Annotated in this window: 31 protein-coding genes; 28 read left to right on the top strand and 3 right to left on the bottom strand. The window is 39.5% G+C overall.

What is annotated here, in order from left to right; all coding sequences use genetic code 11:
* Positions 1-6 precede the first annotated feature (6 nt).
* Genes BQ2679_RS09820 through BQ2679_RS09780 form a run of 9 tightly spaced genes read left to right on the top strand, consistent with a single transcriptional unit; the run spans position 7 to position 11879 of the window.
* Positions 7-3747, top strand: a complete 3741-nt coding sequence (locus BQ2679_RS09820; RefSeq protein ID WP_075567944.1) for a tape measure protein — start codon at positions 7-9, stop codon at positions 3745-3747.
* Positions 3747-4463, top strand: a complete 717-nt coding sequence (locus BQ2679_RS09815) for a distal tail protein Dit (protein ID WP_075567943.1) — start codon at positions 3747-3749, stop codon at positions 4461-4463. The genes BQ2679_RS09820 and BQ2679_RS09815 overlap by 1 nt, the downstream gene beginning before the upstream one ends.
* On the top strand, positions 4460-7573 hold the full coding sequence (locus tag BQ2679_RS09810) for a phage tail spike protein (protein WP_075567942.1): 3114 nt from the start codon (positions 4460-4462) through the stop codon (positions 7571-7573). The genes BQ2679_RS09815 and BQ2679_RS09810 overlap by 4 nt, the downstream gene beginning before the upstream one ends.
* 12 nt (positions 7574-7585) lie before the next feature.
* Positions 7586-7843 carry a hypothetical protein gene (locus tag BQ2679_RS09805; protein ID WP_075567941.1) on the top strand — a complete coding sequence of 86 codons (258 nt, stop codon included), beginning with the start codon at positions 7586-7588 and terminating at the stop codon, positions 7841-7843.
* A gap of 5 nt (positions 7844-7848) precedes the next feature.
* A complete protein-coding gene (locus BQ2679_RS09800) occupies positions 7849-8472 on the top strand; it encodes a hypothetical protein (RefSeq protein ID WP_075567940.1) in 624 nt (207 codons plus the stop codon).
* 15 nt (positions 8473-8487) lie between these two features.
* Complete coding sequence (locus BQ2679_RS09795; RefSeq protein ID WP_075567939.1) at positions 8488-8904, top strand: hypothetical protein; 417 nt, start codon at positions 8488-8490, stop codon at positions 8902-8904.
* A gap of 3 nt (positions 8905-8907) precedes the next feature.
* A complete protein-coding gene (locus BQ2679_RS09790) occupies positions 8908-9183 on the top strand; it encodes a phage holin (protein ID WP_075567938.1) in 276 nt (91 codons plus the stop codon).
* Positions 9184-9233: 50 nt separating this feature from the next.
* Complete coding sequence (locus BQ2679_RS10920; RefSeq protein ID WP_075567937.1) at positions 9234-10856, top strand: collagen-like protein; 1623 nt, start codon at positions 9234-9236, stop codon at positions 10854-10856.
* A gap of 18 nt (positions 10857-10874) precedes the next feature.
* Entirely contained in the window at positions 10875-11879 is a 1005-nt protein-coding gene (locus tag BQ2679_RS09780; RefSeq protein WP_075567936.1) for an N-acetylmuramoyl-L-alanine amidase, read from the top strand.
* A gap of 255 nt (positions 11880-12134) precedes the next feature.
* Here the strand turns inward: BQ2679_RS09780 and BQ2679_RS09775 are convergent, their stop codons facing one another.
* The 3 genes from BQ2679_RS09775 to BQ2679_RS09765 all read right to left on the bottom strand — a co-directional run bounded on the left by BQ2679_RS09775 (position 12135) and on the right by BQ2679_RS09765 (position 14990).
* The gene (locus BQ2679_RS09775; protein WP_075567981.1) at positions 12135-13580 is read right to left on the bottom strand and encodes a recombinase family protein; all 1446 of its coding nucleotides are present in this window, start codon (positions 13578-13580) and stop codon (positions 12135-12137) included.
* Between the two features lie 122 nt (positions 13581-13702).
* The gene (locus BQ2679_RS09770) at positions 13703-14239 is read right to left on the bottom strand and encodes a hypothetical protein (protein ID WP_075567980.1); all 537 of its coding nucleotides are present in this window, start codon (positions 14237-14239) and stop codon (positions 13703-13705) included.
* 16 nt (positions 14240-14255) lie between these two features.
* Entirely contained in the window at positions 14256-14990 is a 735-nt protein-coding gene (locus BQ2679_RS09765; RefSeq protein WP_075567979.1) for a helix-turn-helix domain-containing protein, read from the bottom strand.
* Between the two features lie 158 nt (positions 14991-15148).
* Between BQ2679_RS09765 and BQ2679_RS09760 the strand changes: the two genes are divergently transcribed.
* The 19 genes from BQ2679_RS09760 to BQ2679_RS09680 all read left to right on the top strand — a co-directional run bounded on the left by BQ2679_RS09760 (position 15149) and on the right by BQ2679_RS09680 (position 22760).
* The gene (locus BQ2679_RS09760) at positions 15149-15361 is read left to right on the top strand and encodes a helix-turn-helix domain-containing protein (RefSeq protein ID WP_075567978.1); all 213 of its coding nucleotides are present in this window, start codon (positions 15149-15151) and stop codon (positions 15359-15361) included.
* 58 nt (positions 15362-15419) lie between these two features.
* Positions 15420-15629, top strand: a complete 210-nt coding sequence (locus tag BQ2679_RS09755; protein WP_075567977.1) for a hypothetical protein — start codon at positions 15420-15422, stop codon at positions 15627-15629.
* Entirely contained in the window at positions 15626-16351 is a 726-nt protein-coding gene (locus BQ2679_RS09750; RefSeq protein WP_075567976.1) for a phage antirepressor KilAC domain-containing protein, read from the top strand. Before BQ2679_RS09755 ends, BQ2679_RS09750 begins: the two co-directional genes overlap by 4 nt.
* Before the next feature lie 68 nt (positions 16352-16419).
* The gene (locus tag BQ2679_RS10915; protein ID WP_167350224.1) at positions 16420-16566 is read left to right on the top strand and encodes a BOW99_gp33 family protein; all 147 of its coding nucleotides are present in this window, start codon (positions 16420-16422) and stop codon (positions 16564-16566) included.
* Between the two features lie 9 nt (positions 16567-16575).
* Positions 16576-16932, top strand: coding sequence for a helix-turn-helix domain-containing protein (locus tag BQ2679_RS09745; RefSeq protein ID WP_075567975.1), 357 nt, complete (start codon positions 16576-16578; stop codon positions 16930-16932).
* Positions 16933-17187: 255 nt separating this feature from the next.
* Entirely contained in the window at positions 17188-17433 is a 246-nt protein-coding gene (locus BQ2679_RS09740) for a hypothetical protein (protein ID WP_075567974.1), read from the top strand.
* Positions 17434-17437: 4 nt separating this feature from the next.
* The gene (locus tag BQ2679_RS09735; RefSeq protein ID WP_075567973.1) at positions 17438-17722 is read left to right on the top strand and encodes a hypothetical protein; all 285 of its coding nucleotides are present in this window, start codon (positions 17438-17440) and stop codon (positions 17720-17722) included.
* Positions 17719-17853 carry a hypothetical protein gene (locus BQ2679_RS11170; protein ID WP_280136855.1) on the top strand — a complete coding sequence of 45 codons (135 nt, stop codon included), beginning with the start codon at positions 17719-17721 and terminating at the stop codon, positions 17851-17853. The genes BQ2679_RS09735 and BQ2679_RS11170 overlap by 4 nt, the downstream gene beginning before the upstream one ends.
* Before the next feature lie 3 nt (positions 17854-17856).
* Positions 17857-18036: a hypothetical protein gene (locus BQ2679_RS09730; RefSeq protein ID WP_075567972.1), complete on the top strand. Its 180-nt coding sequence runs from the start codon at positions 17857-17859 to the stop codon at positions 18034-18036.
* Positions 18033-18818: a phage recombination protein Bet gene (gene bet, locus BQ2679_RS09725; RefSeq protein WP_075567971.1), complete on the top strand. Its 786-nt coding sequence runs from the start codon at positions 18033-18035 to the stop codon at positions 18816-18818. Before BQ2679_RS09730 ends, bet begins: the two co-directional genes overlap by 4 nt.
* A 17-nt stretch (positions 18819-18835) precedes the next feature.
* On the top strand, positions 18836-19870 hold the full coding sequence (locus BQ2679_RS09720) for a DUF1351 domain-containing protein (protein ID WP_075567970.1): 1035 nt from the start codon (positions 18836-18838) through the stop codon (positions 19868-19870).
* A gap of 2 nt (positions 19871-19872) precedes the next feature.
* Positions 19873-20199: a hypothetical protein gene (locus tag BQ2679_RS09715; protein WP_075567969.1), complete on the top strand. Its 327-nt coding sequence runs from the start codon at positions 19873-19875 to the stop codon at positions 20197-20199.
* Entirely contained in the window at positions 20192-20623 is a 432-nt protein-coding gene (gene ssb, locus BQ2679_RS09710; RefSeq protein ID WP_075567968.1) for a single-stranded DNA-binding protein, read from the top strand. Before BQ2679_RS09715 ends, ssb begins: the two co-directional genes overlap by 8 nt.
* 28 nt (positions 20624-20651) lie before the next feature.
* Positions 20652-20987 (top strand): hypothetical protein, encoded by a 336-nt coding sequence (locus tag BQ2679_RS09705; protein WP_075567967.1) that lies wholly within the window; start codon positions 20652-20654, stop codon positions 20985-20987.
* Positions 20978-21406, top strand: a complete 429-nt coding sequence (locus tag BQ2679_RS09700) for a RusA family crossover junction endodeoxyribonuclease (protein WP_075567966.1) — start codon at positions 20978-20980, stop codon at positions 21404-21406. Before BQ2679_RS09705 ends, BQ2679_RS09700 begins: the two co-directional genes overlap by 10 nt.
* Complete coding sequence (locus BQ2679_RS09695; RefSeq protein ID WP_075567965.1) at positions 21394-21702, top strand: DUF1372 family protein; 309 nt, start codon at positions 21394-21396, stop codon at positions 21700-21702. Before BQ2679_RS09700 ends, BQ2679_RS09695 begins: the two co-directional genes overlap by 13 nt.
* Position 21703: 1 nt before the next feature.
* Positions 21704-22135, top strand: coding sequence for a DUF7448 domain-containing protein (locus BQ2679_RS09690; RefSeq protein ID WP_075567964.1), 432 nt, complete (start codon positions 21704-21706; stop codon positions 22133-22135).
* 66 nt (positions 22136-22201) lie between these two features.
* Positions 22202-22537 carry a MazG-like family protein gene (locus BQ2679_RS09685; RefSeq protein ID WP_209444057.1) on the top strand — a complete coding sequence of 112 codons (336 nt, stop codon included), beginning with the start codon at positions 22202-22204 and terminating at the stop codon, positions 22535-22537.
* On the top strand, positions 22527-22760 hold the full coding sequence (locus tag BQ2679_RS09680) for a helix-turn-helix domain-containing protein (protein WP_075567963.1): 234 nt from the start codon (positions 22527-22529) through the stop codon (positions 22758-22760). Before BQ2679_RS09685 ends, BQ2679_RS09680 begins: the two co-directional genes overlap by 11 nt.
* Positions 22761-22772: the final 12 nt, after the last annotated feature.

Raw genomic sequence — 22772 nt, 5'->3', positions numbered from 1 at the left:
GAATAAATGGCAGATGGTTCAGTAACTATCAAGGTTGACATGGATGGCTCAGGTGCTCAAGCTGGAGTAAGCAAGCTCAAATCTCTTTTTGGAGGCCTTGAGAGTACAGGGCAAAAAGTAGGCTCTGTGTTTAAGTCTGTATTGGGAGCTAATTTGATTGGCTCAGCCTTATCAGCTGGGGTCAGTGCAGTTACTGGGGGTATCCGTGAAATGGCCTCTGAGCTCAATAGCTCACAAAAAGCCTGGAAAACATTTGAGGGGAACCTCCAAGCATTCGGGCGCTCATCTGAGGAAATCAAGGCAGCAAAAACTGAAATGCAAGATTTTGCAACCAAGACCATCTACTCAGCCTCTGACATGGCTAATACTTACTCACAGCTTGACGCTGTAGGTACTAAAAATGTAGGTAGCTTAGTTAAGGCCTTTGGTGGACTTGCCGCCTCAGCAGAGAACCCAGCTCAAGCCATGAAATCATTGTCAACTCAGGCAACACAGATGGCAAGTAAGCCAAAAGTGGCTTGGATGGACTTTAAGATCATGATGGAGCAAGCACCTGCTGGGATGGCTGCAGTAGCAAAAGAGATGGGAATGTCTACGGCTGACCTTGTAAAAGCTGTGCAAGATGGGAAAGTTAAGACTGAGGATTTCTTTGACGCTATGAACAAAGCAGGGAACTCAGACGCTTTCCAAAAAATGGCCACAGAATTTAAAACGGTTGACCAAGCTATAGACGGGGCAAAAGAAAGCCTCTCTAATAAGCTCATGCCAGCCTTTGACAAACTCAATCAATTTGGTATCAAGGCAGTCAACGCAGTTTCAGACGCTTTGGACAAAATCAATTTTGATAGTTTAGCCGATAAATTAGGGAGCTTACTGGATAGCATTGATGTAGATGGTTTTATCTCAGGCTTATCAAATGGATTTGCTCAAGCAGGCCAAATGGTCTCAAATTTCTTTGCTATTTTTAATAAAGCTGGCGTATTTGATTACATCTCAGACTCAATCAGAGATATTGTGGTCACAGTACAATCTCTTTTTGAGGAGTTGACCAGTGACAGCAATGGATTTAGTAATGTTGTTGAGGGTATCGCTAATGGGGTGATTTTGGTAAATGTAGTCATCCAAGAATTAGCTGCAGGCGTTCAATTTGCTCTTGAGGCATTTGCTAACACTGGAGCTATTAAGAATGCTTATAGTGCTTTCAAGGATTTCACAGCTGCAGCTTTAGACCTTGCCGAAAAATTAGGTGACATCATCCCTTGGGATATTATAGGAGCTGCAGCAGGCCATGTAGTAAACGCTATTTCATTAGTCATTAGCTGGATTTCAAAATTATCTCAGTCAATTAGTGGAGATATTTGGAGAGGCTTAGTAGTAGGTATTGGTGGGGCACTTGTTGCTTTCAAAGCGTTTAACTTTTTAAAATCATTCAATCCTTTTGGGTTGTTTAAGAGTAACGCTACATCAGCACTAAGTGGCACCACATCAACAGTCACCTCAATAGGTTCACAAATTGTTGCAGTCATCCGTAGTTTAGGAGAGAGTGTAGCTACAATGGCTAAAGGAATTGGCGAGGGTATAGGCTCTGCTTTTCGTGGAATTGGTCAGGCTCTGGCTATGGTCAACCCTGTGACTATTGTGGCATTAGCCGTGCCAATTTTAGCTCTAGGAGCAGCATTTGCTCTGATGGGAACTCAAGGCCAAGGTCTAGCAACTATCCTACAAGCTATCGGTGATGTGGTGGTCAGCGTAGGTACAGCCATAGGTACTATCCTTAACATGGCTATACAAGGATTAGCTCAAGCTCTTGTAATTGTAGCACCTGTACTCCCTACCGTAGCCTCATCATTTGCTATGTTGACCCCGCTTGTTTTAGCTGTGGGAGCAGCAATCAGCTCTATCATCAGCTCATTTAGTGGGTTAGCGCCAGTGATCACAGCACTAGGCTCAGCTATTAGCCAGGTAGTAACATCTATCAGCTCAGGCATTGCTCAGGTAGCTACAGCCATAACCCCTATAGTTGGGATTATTTCAGATACTTTTGTCCAAGTAGTTAGTATTGTCACTGAGGCAGTTGTCCAAATCGTCCAAGCAGTCGCTCCATTTGTGCCAGCGATTAATGAGATGGTAACATCAACAGCTCCTATTATCCAGTCACTTATTGAGTCATTTAATAACCTTGTCAATCAAATTAGCCCTATTATTGATAGTTTGACCAATTTGATTAAGACCTTTGGTGAGCAAGTTAAGTCTATCCTGGATAGCGCTAAGGGCGTAGTAGAGTCATTTGGCTCAGTTATTAGGAGTGTGCTTGATGGTGTTGCTGGTATTTTTGAGAGCATGGGTAATGCTGCTAAAAATGCTGGAGCAGGCGTGAAGTTGATGGCGCAAGGTATAAAAATGCTAGTAGACCTTAATCTAGGGGATTTAGTTGGAACTTTGGGAGCAACAGCCGTAGGTTTGGCAGCTATTGCTAACTCAGGTATCGCTACAGCAGGATCAGGATTGCAACAAGCAGGAACAGGCCTAATGATGATTGCTACATCAGCACAAGTGGCAAGCGTAGCTATGCAAGGCCTACCAACAGCATTGAGTACATTAAGCACAAGTATTAACCAATTACCAAGCGCTTTGACAGCTGCAGGAACAGCCATGAGCACATTTGCTACATCAGCAGTGGCCTCATTTAGTGGCTTGTCTGGTGCTGTTTCAGGCATTGCTGTCTTACAAAGTGCCCTTGTTGGTTTATCAAGTGCCTTAGTGGCTACTATGTCAGCTACATCAGCAATGACATCAGGATTTTCTGCAGTGACTGGAGTTATCAGCTCACTAGGTGGGGTGCTAGGCACAATTCCTAGCCTATTCTCAGCTATTTCAGCCTCAGCCATGACAGCTAACACATCTATCATGCAATTAGCGACATCAGCCCCTACAGTGGCCTCTAGTTTTGCTAACATCTCTAGCTCTGCTGTGTCAGCTATGTCTCAGCTTAATTCAGTAATTAGATCAGCAATGACACAAGCTGTCTCACAAATGAGCTCAAGCATGCAACAGATGACAAACGTGGTAAGACAATCAGCAAGTCAAATGACTCAAGCTGGTCAACAGGCAGGGCGTGGAGTTTCAACCGGTATTACAAACGGAATACGCTCAGGAATTGGCTCAGCTACATCAGCAATGTCATCAATGGTCAACTCAATCCAATCAGCAGGGATGAGAGGTGTATCTACCATGCAATACGTAGGCTCAATGATTGGCCAAGGTCTAGCAAATGGTCTCTATTCTGCTTTATGGACTGTAACAGCTGCAGCTAATGCCCTTGTCGCTCAAGCTGAAAGAGCTGCAAGAGCTAAGGCTAGGATACACTCACCATCAAGACTGTTTAGAGATAATGTAGGGCGCTACATTGCTCAAGGTATTGCTGTAGGTATTGAAAAAAATACCTCAGATGTTACTGATAGCTTGGCCTATGTCCAAAAAGAGATGTCAGCCTTTAAATTTGGTGCTGAGGACTTGCTTGGACTTGGCAACAACACATTAAGCCAGTCATTAAAAATGACTCTAGGAGCCTCTCAGGTTAAAGCTGAAAAAGCTGAGTCAGGCTCTAATGCAGAAATTAACAACCAGTATACTTTTAACTACCAGGGTAACAAGGTAGATGAGAGTGAGAAACGTGACATACAACGTCTCATGAAAGAGATGGCATGGTACACAAATAGAGAACAGGAACGATTAGGAGGTGCTTAATGAGCACATTTATTAAATTTGATGGCAAGAAATCTAGTGATTTTGGGTTAAAAATTATAAATGATATTGAGTTTAGCTCTACCTCCTATGATGTTGAGACTATTGAGGTGCCAGGTCGTGATGGGGTGCTTTTGAAAGATAATCAAAGGCTTAAACCTGTCAAGCGTGAGTTTCCTATGAAAATCAGCACGGTTGAGAGATTATCTACATCAGAGGTAGCTATAAGTGACTGGCTCAATGTCAAGGGATGGAAAGAGTTGGAGCTCTCATGGGATCCTGATTATATCTATCTTGCTACTTTTATTGAGTCATTTAACGTTAAGGAATTACTTAGGAATTTTGGTGAGGTGAAATTAGACTTTTTAATTCACCCTATCAAATTCTTAAAAACTGGACGCAATGAAATCCCTTTGACAAACGGGATGACACTTAAAAATCTTGGGAACGTACAATCTAAGCCACTAATTAAGATTAGAGGTAATGGTAATGGTATTTTGACCATCAACGGCTACCAGTTATCACTTGAGAGCGTCCAAAATGAGCTCATAATAGATATGCAAAAACATCTAGTATATAGTGGCAATCTGTCAGCCTGGGATAAAATCACAAGGAACGGCAAGCACAGAATGCCTCTTTTTGATGTTGGAAACAATAGGATTTCATGGACTGGTAATTTTACCATGACAGCCGTGCCAAATTGGGGGGTTAAACTATGAACCCAGTATTATATAGAGCTGATGAACGCTCATTTAGAACATTTGGGCTTGGTGAGATTTCAGACGCTTATAAGGTCACTGTTACCAGAGAAAGAAATGGTAATTATGACTTATATATCAAATATCCAGTGAATGGCCATTTTGCCTCTGTGTTTAAAGTGGAGATGAAAATCAAGTCAGACGCTGGAAAGAGAACCAAATGGCAAACCTTTGAGATTAACCGTATAGTCAAGGATAGTAGTGAACATATTGAAATTTATGCCCGTCATATCTCCATGAGAACCTCAGACATTGCCCTGAAACCTATTGTAAGAGCCTCAAATGTTAATGCTGAGGCAGCTCTTAGACTTTGGAAAGAGAGCCTGGTAGGTGATGATGTATTTGATGTTAGCTCAGACATCAAGACTCTAGGTAGTATTTCATGGGAAGTGGATAAGGTAGGAAGTGCCAGAAAGGCTCTAGGTGGTGTTTCAGGTTCCATCCTTGATGTCTTTGGTGGTGAATATGAGTTTGATAATAACCTCATCATTCTCCATCAGCAGATGGGGCGTAAAGCTCCAACCGTGCTAGAGTACGGGCGTAATCTGCTCAGTGTAGAGGAGGAGAGCCTCCTAGACGGTAATTATACCTCTATCTACCCATTTGCACGTTATACGCCATCCAGCAATGGGTCAAGTGAGGAGTCACATGAGGTCTTAGTCACATTGCCTGAGCACATCCTAGATAGTCCTTATTTGAGATTATACGCTCAGAGAAGAATATCTCTGGTAGATTTCTCAAGCAAATTTGATGACAAGCACCCTCCAACGGCTGAGAAATTGAGATCACTAGGTCAGTCTTACATCAAAACTAACAACATTGGAGCTCCTAAAATATCTACAGAGGTCTCTTATGTAGATTTATCACATACTTTGGACTATCAAGATTTTGGAGTGATGGAGGAAGTTGAGCTCTGTGACATCATCCCTCTCTACTATCCACAATTTGACATTACTACAACCACTGAGAAAGTAGTCAAGGTGGTCTATGATGTCTACACTGACTCTAATGAGGAGATAACGCTAGGAACTATCGGACAGTCACTGTCATCTAGCATGACTGCAGGAATTGCTGACCGTCTATCAGTAGTTGAGGAACGGCAAGCCTCTATTGAGAGCACTCTACCTCAATATCTCATCAGTGGCACAGGTAATAAGATTTGGCATGAAACACCAGCCAAAAATGTTGAGCACAAAATAGGTGATACATGGTTTGAAAAGAATGGCCAGTATCAACGTATGTATATTTGGAATGGTAGCATGTGGGAGAAACGGCTTGACACTGAGGATGTTGACCGTGTTAAGAAAGAGGTAGATAAACAATTTGAGGCAGTCAATACTAAAATGGCTGGGATTGAGGCTAAGCATGATCAGACAGTTTCTGATTTTCTTAAAAAGTCAAATGCTACTCAAGAATTAGCTGAGGCCTCTAAGAGACTTGCTCAAGAGGCTAAAAACGCCTCTGACTCAACAGGTCAAGAGTTATCACTATACAGGCAAGACAATGAGCGTAATTTGTCTATTTTGAGAACTCAGGCCACTCAAATTGACGGTAAGGCAGTACAGGCTCTAAATAAGGTTAATCAAACAGCCACAGAGACCACTAACTTAATTGCTAATTTGAGGACTGACTTGAATGGTAAGGTATCTCTTACTGACTTTCAGGAAGTTAGAGAGACAGCTAAACTCTATGAGCGTATCTTAGGCAGAGATGACTCAAATATCAGCACTAATATAGCAAGGATGGCCTTAACATCAGACTTATTTAATGTTGAGGTAGGTAAGAGATTTAGTAATCTAACTAATTTATTTTATGCACCAACAAAAATCCCAAAATTCATCTCATCAGTTGATACTGATAAGCATTTAGAACGTGTTAGTTTTGGTGACCATGACGGAATTAGAATTAACTACACTGACTCTATGTCTGGGTGGCTAGGGGTTCGGTTCCCTCTCACGAAGAAATTTGTAAATAAAGGTGAGGGTCTTGGTTATCGTATTGAAATTTTAGTAGATAAGGTGCCAAAGAATGGCAAAGTTTTAATACAATTACTAGACAATACTACAGGTTTAGGAATGTATTATAACTCTCAAATTTTGCTTAATGAAACTGGTAATCAGGTTTTTACTGGCTATTTAGACATTCCTTATACTGGAGAGCTTAATGAGTACAGCCTTAGGTTTACTCTTACAAGCCCTGGTAATATCGTCATTCATAAACCTATGATTATTGACAGGCGTTTAATACCTGAGGAGTTTGTGGACAACACAGACTACAACAGTGAATACACTAGGACTACAATGTCAATCTTAAAGGATAGTTTTGCATTCAAGACCCTTAACAGTAATGGTGATGTATTGAGTGCTTTGAATGTAGCAACAGGTGGGGCTAGTTTGCAAGTCGGTAAAAACAAGCTAGTAGTCACACCTGACACTACATTTATTGCTAATGGGACTATCAAGAATGCCATGATAGATGAGTTAGACGCTGGCAAAATCCGAACAGGTAGGCTAGACGCTAATTTAGTCAATGTGGTCAATCTAAACGCTAGTAATATCACATCAGGCAAGCTCTCAGCTAATCTCATAAATGGTGGTGTAATATCCTCATTAAATGGTAAATCAAATTTTGATTTACAAAGTGGATGGCTAGAGATGAATAACTACGGTGTAGGTATTAAAAATCAATTTCCTAACCGTCCGTTACAATACCTAGTTTTTGGCGCTGGTACTATTGGGGATATAGATGGCTCATATACAGCGCTTTTAAGTAATAGAAATGGATTGATAAAAATGGATAGCACGTCAGCAGGTATTCAAATATGGAATGGTCGCTCAGGTGGCAGGACGGCCTCAGCTATCACATTTTATGGCCAAACAATGGATTTTAGATTAAGTGGACAAAATGGATTGGGACAAGTGACCATAGATACCCAAACACAAGATATTATTGTCAGAGGCCAATCTTTAGTAGGTAAATTTAATAATATCCATTATAATTTTCAACAAATCAAAAACTGGTTTGAGCAAAATAAACTAGGGTATCCTAGCTTGTATCATATAAACATGTAGAAAGAGGAATAAATGAGCACAGTAGATAATGTTATCAATCAGTTAGCTATTGAGTTAGCTAATAAGACTGTAAATGGAGCGTATGACAAAGCTGAGCGTGATGAGGCACTAGCTGAATTACAACAAGTTAAAGATGAGCGTGATGAGGCGTTGAGGAACTTAGAAAATATCAAGTTAGGTTTTGAGGGAATGAATAAGATTTTACAATCTGATGAGCAACTCAAAAACCTCTATGAGGAAGTAAAAGCAAGACAAATTGAGAAAGGATAATATTTATGGAATTTAAAGTAATTAGCAAATATTTGCAAGATAGTAATAGAACTTTTGTGGCTATCCGTCAAGAGGCACCCTACACAGCCTTTGACCGTGTATTGAGTGGAGACCGTACAAATGAGTCTGATAGTGCGTTGATTGAGGCTGTGCTTGGATTGGTAGCCACAGAGTTTAACCCTGCTGAGGGTGTCAAACAGCTACAAGAGGAATTAAAAATCCAAGAGCGAACTTATGATAAGAAACTTGAGGAGAAAGACAACGCTATTAACGCTGTCAAAGCCATTGCTAACTGGGCTGTACTTGCAAGAGTGACAGATGTGGACAACCCACTAGACCCTACAGTATTCAAGCGTGGTCTTGAATTGGTAGACCTTGGCGAAGTTGGAAAAGTCTATCAACCTCACGATATTTTCACGATTGAAAACCCTGAACACGGTGAGCAATTCCAAGAGGGCAAGCGTGTCATGGTGCAAGTGAATGAGCCGTTTACTTATCAAGGTCAGACAGTAAAAGAACTAGCAGACCTTGAGAGAAATGGTAAGTTAGGCATTTGGAAATGGGAACCACCAAAAGAAAATACTCCAACAACAAGCACAGAACTAAATACTGAGGCAGTGCCACAATAAGAAAGGGGGGCAAGCGTGACTATATCAGATTTAATAGCACATCTAGCCCCTACTGTTGGTGTTATTGCTACTGGATGGTTTGGGCTTACAGCAAGCAAGTCAGCCAATTTGAATAAGCAGCAATTTAATGAACTCAAAAACGAGTTAGGCACTATTCAACATACAGTAGAGACTGTGCAAGACCTAGGGCACTCAAATAATGAAATGCTTTTAGATGTCAATAAAAAATTGCTGGTACATGATGAGGCTCATCTAGTCACTATGTATTTAAGACTAGAGAGAGACATGACCACAGCTATTAACCGTGGATATACTACAGTACATGAGTCTGATGTGATCCACAAAATGCACAAGAGCTATAAAAATTTAGGTGGTAACGGCTATATAGATAGCCTTTACCAAAAATACAACATTTTAGAAGTGAGGAGTTAAAACATGAAAATTAACTGGCTAGTACGTTTTAATAATAGAGCGTTTGTTATTCGTTTATTACTTGCTATCATCCTACCTATTTTGACCTATTTTGGGTTAAAATTTGAGGATTTGACTAGCTGGGCTGGGGTTTATGAATTGTTTTTGAAATTCTTAGGCAATCCCTACCTTATTGGGCTCTCAATCGTGAGCGCTCTAAATATTGTGCCTGACCCTACTACAGCAGGTTTGTCAGACAGCTCAAGAGCTATGACATATACAGAGCCTAGCAAAGATTAAACATAGAGAGCCTACTAGGCTCTCTTTTTTATTAGAAAGGAGGGCAAAAATTGGAAAAAATTATCAGCAAAAAGATAGAGCTGACAAGCAATATCAGGGGAATTGATAAGCTCCAGCATGAGCTCTACAGTAAAGATAAAGAGATAGCTGAATTTCACTTTACTATTAATGAGTTGACAGCTGAGAAAGTCATCTGTCTCTTTCATTTTAAGGGCACCAATCGCTATAAAGAGGTAGAGGCTACCACAGAGGGCAATAGTTTTACAGTCAAATTTGACAATTCTTTGATAATTGCAAGTGAGACAGTAGTAGGGTACATCTATTTTGAAAAGGTTAAAAAATCAGCTGATGTATATGCTTTCTCTTTCCATGTGAAAGTTAGTGAGATTGACAAGGCTACTCAGGCACCTGTTATGGAGTCGCAGACAAAGCGTGTCATAGATGTCAATAACATTGTGACAAAGGATGAGCTTGAGAGCTTGCTACCTAAAAATAACACTCCAGGCGCAGCTTATGATGATAGTGAGCTAAGAGCTGAGCTTGCAAGTAAGGCTAATCAGAGTGATGTGGTCAGTATTTTGGACGACATCAAGGCTTTAAAGGCCAAGCCTGACAATGACACCATCTATGATGACAAGCCACTTGTAGAGCGTGTAGTGGCCTTAGAGAATAAGCCAGGTGTGGACACTAGCGATTTAGTCACTAAGTCAGAATTAGATGGCAAAGGGTACTTGACTCAACATCAGAGCTTGGATGACTACGTTAAACACTCAGAGCTACCTGACCCCTACAATGATACCGAGCTCAAGAAACGAGTTGAGACTCTTGAAAACAAAAAAGAGGTAGATACCTCAAAATTTGTGACTGAGGAGGCTCTAGCTGGTAAGGGCTACCTTACTCAACATCAAAATTTAGATGAGTATGCTAAAAAATCAGAAATCCCTCAGCCGTATAATGACAGTGGAGTCAAGCAAAGACTTTCTCTCATTGAACAAAAAGAACCTCAAAGGCTCAATCTTAACGGTACCACTCTTAGTTTGTCTGGTGGTGGTGGCAGTGTTGTCTTGCCAAGCGCTCCAGCTAATACAAGTGGACAAGTCAATGAGTATGAAATCCACGGTCAAGGCATGCCTAATGGTAAGGTTGTAGCACCAGTAGGAACTACCTATGTGGACACAGTAGCCACAAATGGCGCTTTGAAATGGATTAAAAGACGAGGCACTGACAATCAAGGATGGGAGGTGCTAACTGGTGATACTGGTTGGCGAACTTTGAATATTCAGTCGAAACTAGGTTCTTCATTTTTGAAAGTGCGAAGAAAAAACGATACAGTCATGTATCAATTCGGTGGACTTTCTTGGGGATGGTTCGGTGTCGTTCGTAGAGGTGGTGCTGGATATAGTCCACAAGGAAGCGACAAGGAAAGAAACTGCTATATTTTAGGGTTGAGTGGAGTTCCTTATGGCTTTCGTTCAGAGTCATCTTTAATTGGTGGTATTTACAACGATAAAGGCACACCATACGGTACATGGTATCTTGGAGGGTACGGAGACAGTAACATGCTACGCTTCCAATTTACTGACCCTGTACCTACCGATAGAGACATTGGGGACATCCGTGTAAGTTCTATCTCGTACTTAACTAGTGAACCATGGCCAACAACTCTCCCATAACATGAAAGGAAATTTTAAATGGTAGAAATTATCAATACTAATGTATTTAATGGAATTGCTGGGGCAAGACCTACACATAAGCCAAAATACTATATTCTGCACAATGACGCTGGCTCCATGACCCCTGAGAGTTATGTGAGTTGGTTACGCTCACGATATAATAACGGTCAGTCAGCTCTAGGATTTGCTCACTATTACATTAACCGTGACACTATTGCAAGAGTTGAAAATACATACAGTGGCACCTGGTCAGCTGCTAACTATGACGCTAACATGAACTCTATCAGCTATGAAGTTTGTCAGCAATATAATGCCTCAGACGCTGAATTTATTGAAAATGAAAACATGGTCTTGAGACAGATGGCTGAGGATATGACCTATTATGGTGATACTCCGAACTATTCAAACATCAAATTCCACAATGAATTTTCAAGCACCTCATGCCCTGCACGTTCTTTAGCTTTGCACGGTGGCTATAATGATAGTCTTAGAGATTATGTCATTGCTAAAATCAAGCACTATCAAAGTCTAGGATCAACCGTTCAGGAAATGCTAGGAGAGGCCAAAGCAGAGGCTGGATGGCACAATAATAGTACGGGGTGGTGGTATGTCAATGAAGATGGCACATATCCTACTAATAAATGGCAAGTTATTGATGATGTCTGGTATTTCTTTGATAGCAATGGCTACATGAAAGCTAACACATGGCATAAACACTCAGACACTAACTGGTACTATTTATTACCAAATGGCGCTATGGCCACTGGATGGGTATTGATTGATAATAGCTGGTACTATTTTGATAATCAGGGCGCTATGGTCACAGGATGGGTCAAATATAAGGAAACATGGTATTTCTTAGACTATCAAAAAGGATCAATGGTATCTAATGCCTTTGTTAAATCAGCAGATGGAACTGGCTGGTACTATCTCAAGGATGACGGGTCACTTGCTGACAAGCCTGAGTTTGAGGTAGAGCCTGATGGACTGATTACATTGGCTCAGGCTAAAGCAGAAAAATAAAATATAACAGAAAGAATTTCAAGTTAATTATACAAACAGAAACCACAGGCTTATGCTTGTGGTTTTTTTGTTTTTTAAGTGATAATTTTAGTATCCTTGATTGAAATGAGGGATAGTAAAATTATTGATTTTTTAAGAAAATAAAGAGAATAGCACACCTTTATTTGAAATGAGGGATAGTAAAATTATTGATTTTTTAAGAAAATAAAGAGAATAGCACACCTTTATTTGAAATGAGGGATAGTAAAATTCTCTCTATATTCTCCACTTGATAAGAATGCTATCAGCTGTGACTTGTACTTTCTTGATCAAGGCTCTAACTATGTCCCTTTGAGCCTCATAGTCCATCTTTAAGATGTCTCCTTTGCTCAGAGATTGCTTGATAGTATTTTTAGTTTCCTCTTGTTTGAGTGCTGGATCATCCTCTAGCTCTTTTTCTAGCAAGGCTCTCATATTTAGAAACTCAGCAGATTTTGCTTGTAATTCTTCTAGGGTAATTCTGTCATCTATGTATAGGTCATTAAGTCTACTGATTTTCTTAGTCAATTCTTGTATCTGTTTTTGATAACTAGCACGGTCGATAGCCTCTTTTTGGTTGTCTGAAAAGATTTCATCTAAATAATCAGTGTCATGCTGTAGCTTATTGACCTCTTGCAAGACAAAGGCCTCAATGTCATCCTTGTAGTAAAAACCTGAGTCACACTTTTTGTTATCATTGTAGGTAGTGACTCCCTTTGTTTTTTTAGGGTGCCTTTGATGACACTCATATTTTATAAACCTAGTGCCATCTTTTCTAATCACGCCCATCAAGATTTTTAAAGGAGCTAGACAGTAGCCACATTGAACGATACCAGATAGCATATACTTTGCCTGGAATGGCCTAGGGTTGACGTTTTCGGCTGCAGTTCTTTGCCTGATTTTGAGCTCTTTTTGGGTTTTATCATAGACTTCTTTTGTGATAATAGGCTCATGGTTTCCCTTGTATATTTCTCCTAAATATTGATTATAACCACAGTAGACAGGGTTGTCTAAAATCGTCCTGACAGCTCTATAACTCCACGGTATCGGTTTAGGGTACTTGTCATTTAGGTCATCTCTTAACTTAGTGACTGATCTACCTGATAGGTAGCTCTCAAAGATGAATTTGATAGCTAGTGACTGTGCTGGATTGATGGTCACTGTACCTGTCTCTTTATGGTAATCGTAACCATATGATGTCTTATTCCACATCATAGATTTCCCAGCTTTAGCACGGCCTAGCTTACCCAGTTGCATTCTTTCCTTGATTTGTTCACGCTCCAGCTGAGCAAACACGCTCAAAAGTCCTATCATAGCCTTGCCAAAAGGCGTAGAGGTGTCAAAATTCTCTTGTAAGCTCAGAAATTCAATCCCATTCTTGATGAATACATCCTCAATCAAAAATAGTGTATCTTTCTGACTACGACTAAGACGGTCTAGCTTATAGACTAGCACGGTATCAATTTTTTTCTTGTTAGCGTCTTTGATAAGTTTTTCTAGCGCTGGTCTTTCAGTGTTAGATCCTGAAAAACCTCCATCAGTATAGACTTTGTAGACAGTCCAGTCCTTAATTTTACAGTAAGCCTCTAGCTTATCTATTTGCTCATCTATAGAGTACCCCTCCTCAGCCTGATTGGTAGTGGACACTCTGACATAGATAGCCACTTTATTTGTTGATTTCATTGCTTTTGTACCCCCTTTTTGATAAAATAGGGTATAGAAAAGAGGGCTTTTTAATGCCTATCTTTCTATACATCATGCCTCATGCTCAGAGTCGCCAAACTTTGTGAGCGTGAGGTCTTTTTTTATTTAATTTTCACTTCCATATCTCCACTTAATTTCTGAGATACAAGTGAGTCTCCATCATCTGTCTTGATGTGTAACATTGGATATAAATTAAAATCAACTCCATTGATCCCAGCCCAAACATTAAAAGCCTCATGCTCTTTTGCTTTCAAACCATCAGCAAATGCTTGCAGGTCAGTCTTGGAGTAGTATTTATAATCATTTGGAACTTTCACATATAAGATGGTGTCTTTGTTATAAAAAGTATATGTAGAAATATCAACCCCTTTATCAGTCAAATCTTGTTTAAAGTAGTCAATAAAACTAGCCATCTGATCTGCTGAAATACGTGGCAGTTTATCATTAGTTTTAGAGCTTGCCTCTGTGGTCTCTGTAGTGTCTTTTTTCTCCTCTTTAACCTCACTTGTTGAGGCCTGAGTAGTAACCTTAGGTGTTTCAGGTATTTCTGTCTTAGGCGCTAACCCTAGAGCTTGCAAAATAAAGCCAAGTACAGCTAGGACTAGAAAGCCCCCTACAAATAATTTTAATTTTTTCATTATATTTTCTCCTTTTTTATGGTTTATAGATTTCAACGACTTCACCTATTGTACGGATGTCATCATTTTCTGTGAGTGGTATTTCCTCATAGCTATTATTTAGACTTTGTAGATACCATGATCCATTATAGTCTCTTTTAAGTTTTTTAACAAAGTTTTTGCCGTTCACCTGGAAAATACCAATAGAGTTGACATCAATCTGACTAGCAACTTTGATAAATAATAAGTCATTATCATCTATAAGTGGCTCCATAGAGTCCCCAGCCACTTTAGCGATAGTATCATAACTGTCTGGCACATCTTCGGCTCTGAGTCTAACTTCCATGTGTAAATTATCCTCTTGAAATGCTCCATAACCTGCAGCTACTAACCCCTCAACATAAGCTGTGACAAAATTATCCTGAGGCTTTTCAAAAATAGATAGAGGGGTATCATTCTCTTGCTCCTCAAGTTGAGTCTGAGCATAATACAAGACTTTTTCTTGTCTATCCCTTGAAAGTTTACTATATACAGGCAAAATTTCAGCTTGTTCTAAATCAATGCCGTTAAAATAATCTAATGGCACATCAAAGAAATCAGCAAGGATTTTGACAGATGAGAGTCTAGGCTCCTCCTTGTTATTTTCCCATTTTGAAATTCTACCCTTGTTAAAATTGATAGTGTCAGGATATTCTTTATTAAGAGTATCAGCTAACTCCTCAAGAGTTAGATTATGGCTTTTTCTAAGCTCTTTTATTTTATTTCCTATCATAGTTGTTGCTCCTTTTCTATAGATAGAATACCATAAAAGTTGCGAAAACACAAATATTTTTAAAAAAAATAAAAAAAGTTGTTGACAACGAAAAAATAAAGGTGTATACTAAAATCATCAAGGTTGCGAAAACGCAACAAAAAAGAAAGGAGATGTCTATGGCAGGTGTATTGGAATTAGATAAACCATACCATAATTTAAAGGGTATCATTGTCTCAAAAGGATTGAAACAGAATGATATTGCTGATAAGTTAGGGATGGATAAGTCAACATTGAGTGTAAAGCTCAACCGATACAAAGGGCGAGATTTTACATTCTCAGAGGCAAGCAAGCTGGCAGAATTGCTAGGTATCAAGATGGAAGATTTCTAGCAGTATTTTTTTACTCCAAAAGTTGCGAAAACGACAACAAAGAAAGGAGAGGGTCTGAATGAAAACAGCGACTGTAAAAATGTTTAAAGAGCGTCCAAATGGAGACTTGAGTGAGTTCATAATAGAGCTAACAATACCAAGCCGTCGTAGATATGGCGCAGTAATTAGAGAATATATTGAGCGTTTTAATGCTAGAAATTCTTCAAAAATCTATTTTTACGAGGTGCTGAAATTAGAGGGTTCCAAAACTAGAAAGGGGCAAATATGAATGAACTTATCAACGTAACTCTTAATGATAACCATGAGCCAGTAGTGTCAGGTAGACAGCTACATGAGGCGCTAGAGGTCAAAACAAAATATGCAGACTGGTTTAATCGAATGATTGACTATGGTTTTGCAGAAAATCAAGATTTTTTGCTTCTCAAAAATGAGCAGCAAACAGGGAGAGGAGGTCATAACAGAGTAGATCACATCATCAAGCTAGACATGGCCAAAGAAATTGCTATGATCCAGCGAACGGAACGAGGCAAACAAGTCAGACAATACTTTATACAAGTAGAAAAGGACTTTAATAGCCCTGAGAAAATCATGGCAAGAGCCTTGCTCATGGCTGACAAGAAAGTCCATCAGCTAGAGGCTAAAATTGAGGCTGACCGTCCTAAGGTACTATTTGCTGAGGCAGTCAGTGCAAGTCACTCATCTATATTAGTTGGAGAGCTTGCTAAACTACTCAAACAGAATGGGGTAGATATGGGAGCTAATCGCTTATTTAGTTGGCTCAGAGCTCATGGGTATCTCATCAAGCGTAACGGGCGTGATTGGAACATGCCAACACAAAAGAGCGTAGAGATGGGACTTATCAGAGTCAAAGAAACCAGTATCACACATGCTGACGGCCACATCACAGTTAGCAAGACACCACTTGTAACTGGTAAAGGTCAACAGTACTTTATCAACAAGTTTCTAAATCAGGAATACTTAACAGGATAAGAAAAAGCCCCTCTGGAACGGCAATTCCATTGAGGGACTCAGAAAAATACTTATAAGGTGATTATATCATGAAATCAAAAAAAAAGAAATGGGAACCACGGATCATAAACATTATGGCAGATGGTTCTCAGGTTGACAATCTGTCAGGATACATCATCCCTGCAGGTCATTCATACTACGATATTATCAGAGGACATTTGAAGAAAGGGGCTTAAATATGAGGTATGCAGTACATCATAAGAAACACTCACGAAAACTATACAGCGTTAAATAATGCTTTCACTCAAGACAGCAGGCTTGAACCAGCAACAATAGGCATATTGACGGTGATTTTAACTAATAAGCCTGACTGGGTTGTATACCCTGAGGAAATCGCTAGGCGCTTGAATATCAGTAGGCGGACAGTGGATAGACATTTCAAGATACTAGAGCAGTGTGGGTACTTGCTATCTGTGAGAATTAGCCACGGCAGAGGGAATGGGACAGAATTTAGACGGTTTTTCTCAGACAGCCCCATGTCAGAAAGCTATAAAAATTACTTAAAGAGTAATCTGGCAGAGGAGTTATCCACAGGTAACTAGATAGAGTTATTTTACACTTGGAAGATTTTGCCATGTTAAAAATTGCCATGTTAAAAATTGCCATGTTAAAAATTGCCATGTTAAAAATTGCCATGTTAAAAATTGCCATGTTAAAAATTGCCGTCTAATAAGTACTAACTATATAACAAGTACTAACTATACAATAATCTAAGCCTTACGGCACTAACTTAGTAATAACTACTAACTTACAACAAACTACTACTAATCTAAATAAAAGAAAGAGAGTATAAAATCATGACTGATAAAGAACTCATTAAACAACAACAGGAAAAGATTGAACGTATCGAACAGCTACAAGAGGAACTACATAAATTATCTGCATTTGCCTTACTAACTATTGATTTATTAAATTTACCTAATGGGCTAAGAGCTCCATCAAAGGCTATCCATGATGTATCACATGCTATCAAGGATGTATTAGATGGAATGAGTCCAAAAGAGGCTATTGAGAAGAACATGACAGAGGAAGATGAGGAGTAAGAAAATGTGGAATAAATTAAAAGACTTTTTTGGACTAAATGAAATCTTGGCAGATGAGCCAATCAAAGAACTAAAGCAAGAAAATGACAATCTAGTCAATGTGAGAACTCTGCAGATCGAACTTAGAAAATGTAAAGAGGAAATCAGACAGAAAAACGACTTACTAAATGAGCTATCTACTGAAAATATTAAACTTGCTCAAGGTCTTAAAAATTGCTCTGAAATCATCTACGATCAGGAAAAACTAATCAAGGTCTTTCAGGATATTTATAACAATGGAGGCAAATGATGGACAGAGGACTTTTTGGGACTTTTGACTATGATAGGGACTACTTACAACCCACTGAGCCTCAGGATGAGCTTGACCCAGCTGATTATGTATTTAGCGCTGGTCAGTGGTTCTATGTAGGAGATTGTTAGCCTATGGATAGAGAGCACTATGAGGACAATGCCTATTGGAGAGAAAGACACCTTAGGACTTGCTATGAGCTGGGCGCTATTATTGATGAGCAACAGGATAAAATAGTAGCCCTTGCAAACGAAAATAAACGCTTGAGGCGTGAGAATTGGAATTTAAAACATAATAGAGGTAAGAGAAGATGACAAACGATATTCAAACAGCAGAGAAAAATTTTTTAGAAGACCCACAGACATTGACAAGTGGGATTGTTAGAAAATATCTTGACCCACAAGGGAAAGCTAGTGATGAGGAATTAGCTTATTTCATTGCTCAGGCAAGAGTACAAAACCTAAACCCTTTTACGAGAGAGATTTATTTTATTAAATACGGAAACCAACCAGCTCAAATAGTTGTAGCTCAAAAAGCATTCCAAAAAAAAGCTGACGCTCACCCTCAATATGACGGGATGGAGTCTGGGATAATTTATGAAAAAGATGGTGAAATCCAACGCTCTGAGGGTGCTTTCTTACCAAAAGGGGCAGAAATTTTAGGAGCGTGGGCGGTAGTGTATAGAAAAGACCGTACACACCCAACAAGAGCAGAGGTCACTTTCTCTGAGTACGATAACTCAAAGATTAGAAAAGAGGGAAAAATCAATCAATACGGCAAAGAAAATAAACCTAACACATGGGATGAAAAGCCAGCAGTTATGATACAAAAAGTAGCAACAGTGACAGCTCTTAGGAATGCTTTTCCTAATGAGCTTGGTGGACTTTATGAGGCTGATGAATTGAGAGAGGTTAAAGATGTCACGCCTCAAGTACCTCAAGAAAGCCGTGAGGATGTCGTAGCACGCAAAATGGCTCAGATTGAGCAATTTAACAGAGAGCAAGAGGCAAACTCTGCAGTACCTGAGATGGAGCAAGAGTCACCTCATGAACCAATCCAAGGCGAGCTACTAGATGACAATGAACTTGAATTTTAGAAAAAAGGAGGAGCAACATGCAAGAATTACAAGTAAAGATCACACAGGCTCAGGTTGAAATCATTGACCGTGAGAAATTTGAGCAAAATATCAATGAGGTAGTGACTAAATATCAAAATTACACGGTCACAGCCTCTACTATCAAGGATGACAAGCAAGTCCTTGCTAATCTACGCAAATTAGACAAACAAGTCTCTGATGAGCGTATCCGAAATAAAAAGTTATTGTCTGAGCCTGCTGATGAGTTTGATAAATACATCAAGCAAGCTATTCAACCACTCAAAGACATCATTGAGAAAATTGATGTAGATGTTAAAGAGTTTGAGAACCATCAAAAAATGGTCAGACTGGACACGGTTAAGGCTTACATCTCAAACAAGTCAGCTGAGTACATGCTAGATCCTAGAGTCTTTGACGAAAAAGCGACAGAATACATCAAAGCTAGTGATTTCATGGCAGATGGGATGACCCTTAAAAAAGCAACCATGAAAAACCTTGATGATATGATCACATTTGAATTTCAGAAACAGCAAGAGCTTGAGAAATCTAAATCAGCTATCTCAGGGCTCTGTGCTGAGTATGGGATGACTGACTCTCCTTATATCAGAATGTTAAGAGACTTGACACTTGCTGAGGTCTTTGAGCAAATTAAGGCTGATTATGCTTTTCAAAAAGAAAAGCAAGAGCTGGAACGTGCAAGACAAGAACTTGAGCAAGCAAGTCAGCCAAAATCAACAGAGACCCAAAAATTCGACCCAGAGACAGGCGAAATCTTGGATAGCGAGCAAATCCCTCAAAATGAGACAAACGAGCTCAGAGGGGCTGAGAATGACTCTGATGACTATAGTCTAAAAATGGGACTTACAGTATTTTTTAAAGACCTGGAAGAAAAAGAACGATTTAAAAAGGCTTTGTCTGACTCTGGTTTTGAATATGGAAAAAACTACTGGGTTAAAGGCTTTGGTTGGCTTGTGCAACCGTTAAAACAGGATGAGCTTGCAGATAATTTAGAGGCTATCACTGTCAAAAAAGCCAGTGAAAGACAGGTGTAGCTATGGAGATTAGAAAAGTATCTGATAGCATTTATATATACTCAGATGGCAAGAGATTGCAAGTCATCCATGATTTAGGAGATGAGTTTATTTTAGATTTCAAGATAGAGCAAGATGATGTATGGAACCTTGATGGCCAAGTTGTAGAAATTATTAATACGATTGAGCCTATATTTAAAGTTTGTGGTTTTTGCTCAAAAGCTGGAGAGGGTATGCACAGATTAAGATGGGCTATCCTACAATTTGAGGAATTTGAACGCTATATCAAAGCCAATCATGATGACCTGGTTGAATGGTTGGAAAATCCAGGGAGGAAAGTAAATGATTAACAATGTCACTTTGATTGGGAGGCTTGTAGCGCCTCCTGATCTACGAAAAACGCCTAACAATGTATCTAGCTTGCAGGGTACACTTGCAGTCAATCGCAATTTCAAGAATGAAAATGGAGACCGTGAGGCTGATTTTATTAACTTTCAAGCATGGCGTGGCACAGCTGACATCATTGCTCAGTATTGTAGCAAGGGCTCACTTATTGGACTCACAGGGCGCTTACAGGTTAGATCTTATGAAAAAGATGGTCAGCGTAGATATGTGACCGAGGTAGTCGCTGAGAGTGTCGCTCTGTTAGAGAGTCGCAATAAACAACAGGAACAGGCTCCAGCTCAACCTAGCAACAACTACACAGGAAATAACAACCCATTCAGTCAACCTGCTGACCCATTCAGTGTCTCTGATGATGATTTGCCATTTTAAAAAATACTAACTTAACAGGAGAAAGAACATGACAAGTAAAATCAATGTGACAGAAAATATTGCTATCATCATTGAGAAACAAAAAATAGAGGTCGTTACGACCCTAAATTATGATATGAGCATTAGCTTTGATAACAAAGACGCCGCACCCACACTAGATGAGAATGGTGATCTTTTTGAACCAGTCTACAAGTGCAAAATAAAGGCAATTCCAAAAAGTGATGTCTTTTATACCTCCTTGACACGGTTGAAAGACAACATCAAGGACTTACAAGAAATCAAGAAATTCTTTGAGTTCGTCCGTGAGAACAAAGAGAACCTCTTTGAGATGGCAGGTTTTAAAGGAGCTCTAGAATGGAACTAGTCCTGAACATTGAACCAAAGCCACAGTCACGCCCCAGATTTGCAAGACGTGGGAATTTTACTACGACTTATGAAGATAAGGGCATGAAAGCATGGCGCAATAGTTGCCAGTTACTCATTGCTAATCAGTACATGGGTCAGCCAATGCTTGAGGGAGCTTTGAGGGCACGGCTTAGATTTTATATCAAGCCTCCTCAGTACCTCTCTAAGGTCAAAAAATATCATCAGGCGCTACTAGATGAGATCATCCCTGTAGACAAAAAGCCTGACATAGATAACTATGAGAAAGCTCTTTATGACAGCATGTCAGGGATTGTCTTTAAAGATGATGGTCAGATAGCTTTGCATGATGTAGGCAAATTTTACAGCTTAAATCCTAGGATAGAGATAGAAATTGAGGAAATGAGATGGAATGGCTAATAGATAATATAGACCACCCCATTATATGTATTGTATTTTTCTTGGCTGGGCTTATTTTAGGTAACATAGAACCACTCAAGAAACAACCTGAAACTAACAAACAACCTATAATTATTTATAAAGTTGATAATGCTGGCTCAGGAATACATGGGAAAATCAGTGATAAAGAAATCATAGAGGGGCGCTATACTGTCACAGTGCCCTCTTATGGAAAGTTTTTAGTGACAAAGGAACAATATGAGAGCATGGCAGTAGGTGACGAAATCCCTGACTATTTGAAGAAAAGAGGTAATTAAGATGACCAAAACTATTGAAATACCAGAATGGTGCTCCATGTGGGACAGCAAAGATGAGCGTTATGGTTCACTAGAAGAACTGAAAGAGTTGTTACTCTATAAGCGTATTGTGAAGTGGGACAAAGACCACCTGGAACTTGAGGACGGGACAAAGGTCACTATTGAAATGTCAGAAAGTGATTGCTGTGCCTCAGCAGGTGGAGAGTTCAAGAATGTCACACTAGACGCAGTCATTACTGATGTAAAAATCGGAGAACCCACAAAATTTGACAATGGGGACGGAACCACTTGTGAGAATACGGTCACTATTTACCACAATCAAAATCCAATAGCTTTGGCAGAATGTGAGGCTGATGATGGCAATGGTGGCTATTACTACAGTGTAGGGTCGCTAGTTATTGGTAAAATCCACTTTCCAGTAGTAGAGGCGTAGGAGGCCAATTGAGAAAATCAGAGTAGGTGATGACATGCCTACATACTTGAAATAAAGGAGCAAAAAATGGCAACTAATATGGAGTTATTAGTAAATAGAGTTGAGAACTGGGCGAAAGAAAGAGGGTTAGATAACTCAGACAATAGCACAGCTCAAGCATTAAAATTATTCGAGGAGGCTGGAGAATTAGCCCAGGCACATCTTAAAAATCGTGAGAACGAGGGTATGGACGCAGTTGGAGATATTTTGGTAGTATTGACTATCTATTGTCAACAAAAAGGCTGGTCTATCTCTAATTGCTTTCAAATGGCATGGGATGAAATTAAGAACCGAAAAGGTAAAATGGTCAATGGTTCTTATGTCAAAGAGCAAGATTTGAGAGGTGATGTAGATGGACTATAAAAAACGATTGACAGAAAAACAACGTGAGCGATTTGCTTTTATGCTGAGACAAAAACGATTAGAAATAGGTTTGACAATTAGTGAGTTTGCCTATAAATTAGGTTATTCAGCGTCAAGTATCTCATGTTGGGAACGTAAGATAAAAAATCCTAATTTATACAAAGTACAGGATGTTGCTAGTTTCTTTGGTGTCCCACTAAATGTCTTGATAGGAGAGGAGTAAGGAGGTAGAGTA

The sequence above is a fragment of the Streptococcus timonensis genome (assembly GCF_900095845.1).
Taxonomy (GTDB): domain Bacteria; phylum Bacillota; class Bacilli; order Lactobacillales; family Streptococcaceae; genus Streptococcus; species Streptococcus timonensis.
This window is presented reverse-complemented; position numbering and strand designations above follow the sequence as displayed.

What these genes read in the sequence shown, in the direction of transcription:
- BQ2679_RS09765 (WP_075567979.1), bottom strand. Translation starts at nt 14,990, where the DNA reads ATGATAGGAAATAAAATAAAAGAGCTTAGAAAAAGCCATAATCTAACT.
- BQ2679_RS09735 (WP_075567973.1), top strand. Translation starts at nt 17,438, where the DNA reads ATGTGGAATAAATTAAAAGACTTTTTTGGACTAAATGAAATCTTGGCA.
- BQ2679_RS09770 (WP_075567980.1), bottom strand. Translation starts at nt 14,239, where the DNA reads ATGAAAAAATTAAAATTATTTGTAGGGGGCTTTCTAGTCCTAGCTGTA.
- ssb (WP_075567968.1), top strand. Translation starts at nt 20,192, where the DNA reads ATGATTAACAATGTCACTTTGATTGGGAGGCTTGTAGCGCCTCCTGAT.
- BQ2679_RS09800 (WP_075567940.1), top strand. Translation starts at nt 7,849, where the DNA reads ATGGAATTTAAAGTAATTAGCAAATATTTGCAAGATAGTAATAGAACT.
- BQ2679_RS09810 (WP_075567942.1), top strand. Translation starts at nt 4,460, where the DNA reads ATGAACCCAGTATTATATAGAGCTGATGAACGCTCATTTAGAACATTT.
- BQ2679_RS09705 (WP_075567967.1), top strand. Translation starts at nt 20,652, where the DNA reads ATGACAAGTAAAATCAATGTGACAGAAAATATTGCTATCATCATTGAG.
- BQ2679_RS09740 (WP_075567974.1), top strand. Translation starts at nt 17,188, where the DNA reads ATGACTGATAAAGAACTCATTAAACAACAACAGGAAAAGATTGAACGT.
- BQ2679_RS09720 (WP_075567970.1), top strand. Translation starts at nt 18,836, where the DNA reads ATGCAAGAATTACAAGTAAAGATCACACAGGCTCAGGTTGAAATCATT.
- BQ2679_RS09685 (WP_209444057.1), top strand. Translation starts at nt 22,202, where the DNA reads ATGGCAACTAATATGGAGTTATTAGTAAATAGAGTTGAGAACTGGGCG.
- BQ2679_RS09730 (WP_075567972.1), top strand. Translation starts at nt 17,857, where the DNA reads ATGGATAGAGAGCACTATGAGGACAATGCCTATTGGAGAGAAAGACAC.
- BQ2679_RS09715 (WP_075567969.1), top strand. Translation starts at nt 19,873, where the DNA reads ATGGAGATTAGAAAAGTATCTGATAGCATTTATATATACTCAGATGGC.
- BQ2679_RS09760 (WP_075567978.1), top strand. Translation starts at nt 15,149, where the DNA reads ATGGCAGGTGTATTGGAATTAGATAAACCATACCATAATTTAAAGGGT.
- BQ2679_RS09745 (WP_075567975.1), top strand. Translation starts at nt 16,576, where the DNA reads ATGCAGTACATCATAAGAAACACTCACGAAAACTATACAGCGTTAAAT.
- BQ2679_RS09695 (WP_075567965.1), top strand. Translation starts at nt 21,394, where the DNA reads ATGGAATGGCTAATAGATAATATAGACCACCCCATTATATGTATTGTA.
- BQ2679_RS11170 (WP_280136855.1), top strand. Translation starts at nt 17,719, where the DNA reads ATGATGGACAGAGGACTTTTTGGGACTTTTGACTATGATAGGGACTAC.
- BQ2679_RS09780 (WP_075567936.1), top strand. Translation starts at nt 10,875, where the DNA reads ATGGTAGAAATTATCAATACTAATGTATTTAATGGAATTGCTGGGGCA.
- BQ2679_RS09690 (WP_075567964.1), top strand. Translation starts at nt 21,704, where the DNA reads ATGACCAAAACTATTGAAATACCAGAATGGTGCTCCATGTGGGACAGC.
- BQ2679_RS09790 (WP_075567938.1), top strand. Translation starts at nt 8,908, where the DNA reads ATGAAAATTAACTGGCTAGTACGTTTTAATAATAGAGCGTTTGTTATT.
- BQ2679_RS10915 (WP_167350224.1), top strand. Translation starts at nt 16,420, where the DNA reads ATGAAATCAAAAAAAAAGAAATGGGAACCACGGATCATAAACATTATG.
- BQ2679_RS09680 (WP_075567963.1), top strand. Translation starts at nt 22,527, where the DNA reads ATGGACTATAAAAAACGATTGACAGAAAAACAACGTGAGCGATTTGCT.
- BQ2679_RS09815 (WP_075567943.1), top strand. Translation starts at nt 3,747, where the DNA reads ATGAGCACATTTATTAAATTTGATGGCAAGAAATCTAGTGATTTTGGG.
- BQ2679_RS09700 (WP_075567966.1), top strand. Translation starts at nt 20,978, where the DNA reads ATGGAACTAGTCCTGAACATTGAACCAAAGCCACAGTCACGCCCCAGA.
- BQ2679_RS09755 (WP_075567977.1), top strand. Translation starts at nt 15,420, where the DNA reads ATGAAAACAGCGACTGTAAAAATGTTTAAAGAGCGTCCAAATGGAGAC.
- bet (WP_075567971.1), top strand. Translation starts at nt 18,033, where the DNA reads ATGACAAACGATATTCAAACAGCAGAGAAAAATTTTTTAGAAGACCCA.
- BQ2679_RS09805 (WP_075567941.1), top strand. Translation starts at nt 7,586, where the DNA reads ATGAGCACAGTAGATAATGTTATCAATCAGTTAGCTATTGAGTTAGCT.
- BQ2679_RS09775 (WP_075567981.1), bottom strand. Translation starts at nt 13,580, where the DNA reads ATGAAATCAACAAATAAAGTGGCTATCTATGTCAGAGTGTCCACTACC.
- BQ2679_RS09820 (WP_075567944.1), top strand. Translation starts at nt 7, where the DNA reads ATGGCAGATGGTTCAGTAACTATCAAGGTTGACATGGATGGCTCAGGT.
- BQ2679_RS09750 (WP_075567976.1), top strand. Translation starts at nt 15,626, where the DNA reads ATGAATGAACTTATCAACGTAACTCTTAATGATAACCATGAGCCAGTA.